Raw genomic sequence first — 3091 nt, forward strand, 5'->3', positions numbered from 1 at the left:
CTGCGTGCCTTAACTCGCTACTTATTGTTCGAGAATTGGGATCATTTGCTGACCTTTATGATTGAAGGACTGGAGTTAGAAGTCCCGCCCAACTCCAGTTGATTTTTCATAATGAGAATTGCTGCCATCAGCACTTAAACTTGTGCAAGAAGTTGCAATCCACACCTCTGATTCATAAAACGAGCCAGATTGCTGCAACTCAAATCCACCTAAGAGCAACCCTAACCACACCTTGACCCACGGCATCTCTAGCTGCTGCCACAACTCCCCGAATGAAATCGAAGATTCGAGTGCATGGTTTTGCAACCATTGACCGATGATCGACGACCACGCAGCAACATTCTCTTCACCCGCTAACTCCCGTACCATGTCTGCTGCACTTTGTTTGCGCTCCATCTCATCGAGCATCTGAACAATTGCAGCAGGCTCGACCTCTCCCGCAACCGAATCAGTCGGCGCAAGCTTCACCTTCACCGATCTGCGTCGTGTCGATTTCGGTTGCTCCACGAACGCATCGAGATCCACTGCCATCGATTGTCGCACCCACGCATCCACCAGTGCCATCTCGATCGTCGGAGCTTCTAACTCTGCTTCAGAATGTGCGGCTTCCCAGTCTGAAATTAGTATTGTGGAGCGCAGTCGGATGATTTCTGCCATTTGCTCGATCGCATTGCCAGCGATCGCTAACTGTTGGGCTTGGGGTAACTGTTCGATCGCTTTCTCCAACATCGACCACAACAACTCGAAGTTAACTGACCGAGGCGCTTCGGTTGCCTCTTCAAGCTCCTGCCAAAGGTCGATAGCTGCGCTACACGGAGACGTGCTCGGCTGGGATGGCATTTTTTACCCCTACTGTCGTGAATCAGGTTGAAACGGAGAAACAATGGGACAGTCGCGAATATGACGATGGATTTTTGCGGCAAACTTGTAGAACGGTCTGCCCTCATTGTAGGTCTTAGCAAAGTGCTGCGTGAACGCTTCGAGAATTTGCGGAAATAGAGCCGTAACTTTATCACCCCGCATTCCCAAACACACGATCGGTTCAATCTCGGCTTGCTTTTGTGTCCCCGTCCATAGCTCAGATGAGATCGCATGAATCGGGGTGTCATCTCGGAATCGCTCAGGTTGTTCGCTGTAGATAATTAGCACCACAGTTGCGATCGCAGGCACGTCGATCGAGAAACGAATCAGGTTATCCGTCGAATCTTGAACTCGGCGTTGCACCACTCGTTTGGCATTGCGATCGCTGCGATGACGATAATGCGATCGTCGTTTCTTGCAGCGTTCCGCATCCCAACAGCCATCGCCTTCTGCTCCATGCAATTGTTGCGCCTCATCTGCCGAGAGCGCTGCACAGGTTAGACATTTACGGTTTACGGATCGCGCCATCTTCAACCCCCAATCACAAGCTGAGCCAAATGCTTCAAAATCTTCAATACCTCAATCAGTTCATTGCCGGGTGCAAACAGCGAGAACACACGAGAAGTTGCGTACTGCGGTGTGTCCTCTCGATTCAGCTTCACAAACACAAAGTCACTGCCATTGAGAATCAATCCATAACAGGGCTGTGTCGGATTTGCCAGCATATAGCTCAACGCTTGCGGCAGTGCGACGTTGAGGGAAAACGCGCTCATCTTTGACTCGATCGCTAATACCCAGAGCTGCCCTGATACCACCAGTACATCGATTTCTCCCCGAATTACCACGCCGTCTTCGTTGTCGATCGCTTCAACCTCAATTTCTGCCTCTGGCTTAATCCGAAATGGGGATTGATAAAATCCAGATAAATCCAGAAGTGGGGAAAGCACAACCATCTTGACCGCTTCTTCCAGAATGGGTGGCTCTTTGATTAAATGTTCAAAGTTTGATTTCACCCGCGTCAGTGCTTGAAGTTCCGAATCTGTAATTTGCGTTTCAGGGGCAATCCACTCAGTAAAAAATCGAGGATTCGCTGCCATCTGCAATCCGAATTCCGTTTCCAGGAATCCAAGGGTAACTTTTCTTGCCTGAACCGCCTGAGCCATACGACCTCCGATCGCTCTGCGTCATACGACATTGATCTAAACCCATTGTGCCACAGCTTCTAAGGTCGCTCGGATCTGGGCAAATTGATGCTTAGGCAAACATCAAAGCCCTGCCCTAAGAATTTGCTCTGCGGTCAGTTGTAGTCCGGGAAACGTTGGCGAAATGATTGGATCACCGCCTTGAAAGGGTTGAGAGCGATAGCTTCCATTTCTGAGTTCCAACACAATCACGATCGAGCGGTCTGGATCAATTTGCCAAAACTCAGGAATCCCTCGTGCTGCATATTCTTTCGGTTTCTCCACATAGTCTCGGTTATAGTTCGCACTCCCAGACTTGCCAGGGGATACCACTTCAACCACCAAACGGGGAGCAGGCATACTGCGTCGAAGTAAACGTTCACCCGACAAGACGGCTCTTGCAGATTCCTCAGTATGAACAATCAGATCGGGTTGTCGGGCGGTTACGTCAGCCGAATCCACTTCGATTTGATGACCGATTGCAAAACAATAAGGCGGAATTCCTGGAGCCGACAGCGCAATCACCAGCACCGTGGCGGACACGCGAGCGTGAGCCGAAGGCAACGTCGAATTAATTGGATTTTCAGCAGGCAAGGCAACTAACTCCCCATTCACCACTTCGTATCGAGTATCAGTGCCGTCGTCATAGTCCAGATACTCCTCGATCGTATTGAATCGTAATTTGGCTTGCGTCATCCTTCATCCCTCCTTTTCTGATCATAAGAGGTTTCGCACCTCCAAAAATACTCTCAGCAATATTATCTATAGTACATCTGTACAGAGTTTTCTGTTATTTAACGTAGTCAGACTTTAGTGAGACCTAGATATTGGAGACATATCTTACACGTCGAGCACGTTCCGTGTGCCAGAGGTGTGACTGTAAGCATAATGTGAGCCAGATTCTCAAGTTATGCTTTCAAAACCAGCAATTCTCATTATGACTTTTGACTATCCAAAGCCATGAGAACGCGGTAGGGTAAAAGAGTCAAAAGCCCCTTCAGTGAGTCGAAAACGTTGACCCCGACCCGCAAGTTTGACGGCATCATTGG

4 protein-coding genes are annotated in these 3091 nt (G+C 49.2%); all 4 read right to left on the reverse strand.

What is annotated here, in order from left to right; genetic code table 11:
• Positions 1–75 precede the first annotated feature (75 nt).
• The 4 genes from ACQ4M5_RS41605 to ACQ4M5_RS41620 all read right to left on the reverse strand — a co-directional run bounded on the left by ACQ4M5_RS41605 (position 76) and on the right by ACQ4M5_RS41620 (position 2738).
• Positions 76–840: a hypothetical protein gene (locus tag ACQ4M5_RS41605; RefSeq protein ID WP_430681666.1), complete on the reverse strand. Its 765-nt coding sequence runs from the start codon at positions 838–840 to the stop codon at positions 76–78.
• A gap of 9 nt (positions 841–849) precedes the next feature.
• The gene (locus ACQ4M5_RS41610) at positions 850–1389 is read right to left on the reverse strand and encodes a hypothetical protein (protein WP_430681667.1); all 540 of its coding nucleotides are present in this window, start codon (positions 1387–1389) and stop codon (positions 850–852) included.
• 2 nt (positions 1390–1391) lie between these two features.
• Entirely contained in the window at positions 1392–2024 is a 633-nt protein-coding gene (locus ACQ4M5_RS41615; RefSeq protein WP_430681668.1) for a restriction endonuclease subunit R, read from the reverse strand.
• A gap of 102 nt (positions 2025–2126) precedes the next feature.
• Positions 2127–2738: a Uma2 family endonuclease gene (locus ACQ4M5_RS41620; protein ID WP_430681669.1), complete on the reverse strand. Its 612-nt coding sequence runs from the start codon at positions 2736–2738 to the stop codon at positions 2127–2129.
• Between the last annotated feature and the right edge of the window lie 353 nt (positions 2739–3091).

Source organism: Leptolyngbya sp. AN10 (assembly GCF_050565645.1).
Classification (GTDB): Bacteria; Cyanobacteriota; Cyanobacteriia; order Leptolyngbyales; family Leptolyngbyaceae; genus Leptolyngbya.

Excerpts from the sequence above, each read along its gene's own strand:
- ACQ4M5_RS41605 (WP_430681666.1), bottom strand. The coding sequence starts at position 840 with ATGCCATCCCAGCCGAGCACGTCTCCGTGTAGCGCAGCTATCGACCTT.
- ACQ4M5_RS41610 (WP_430681667.1), bottom strand. The coding sequence starts at position 1,389 with ATGGCGCGATCCGTAAACCGTAAATGTCTAACCTGTGCAGCGCTCTCG.
- ACQ4M5_RS41615 (WP_430681668.1), bottom strand. The coding sequence starts at position 2,024 with ATGGCTCAGGCGGTTCAGGCAAGAAAAGTTACCCTTGGATTCCTGGAA.
- ACQ4M5_RS41620 (WP_430681669.1), bottom strand. The coding sequence starts at position 2,738 with ATGACGCAAGCCAAATTACGATTCAATACGATCGAGGAGTATCTGGAC.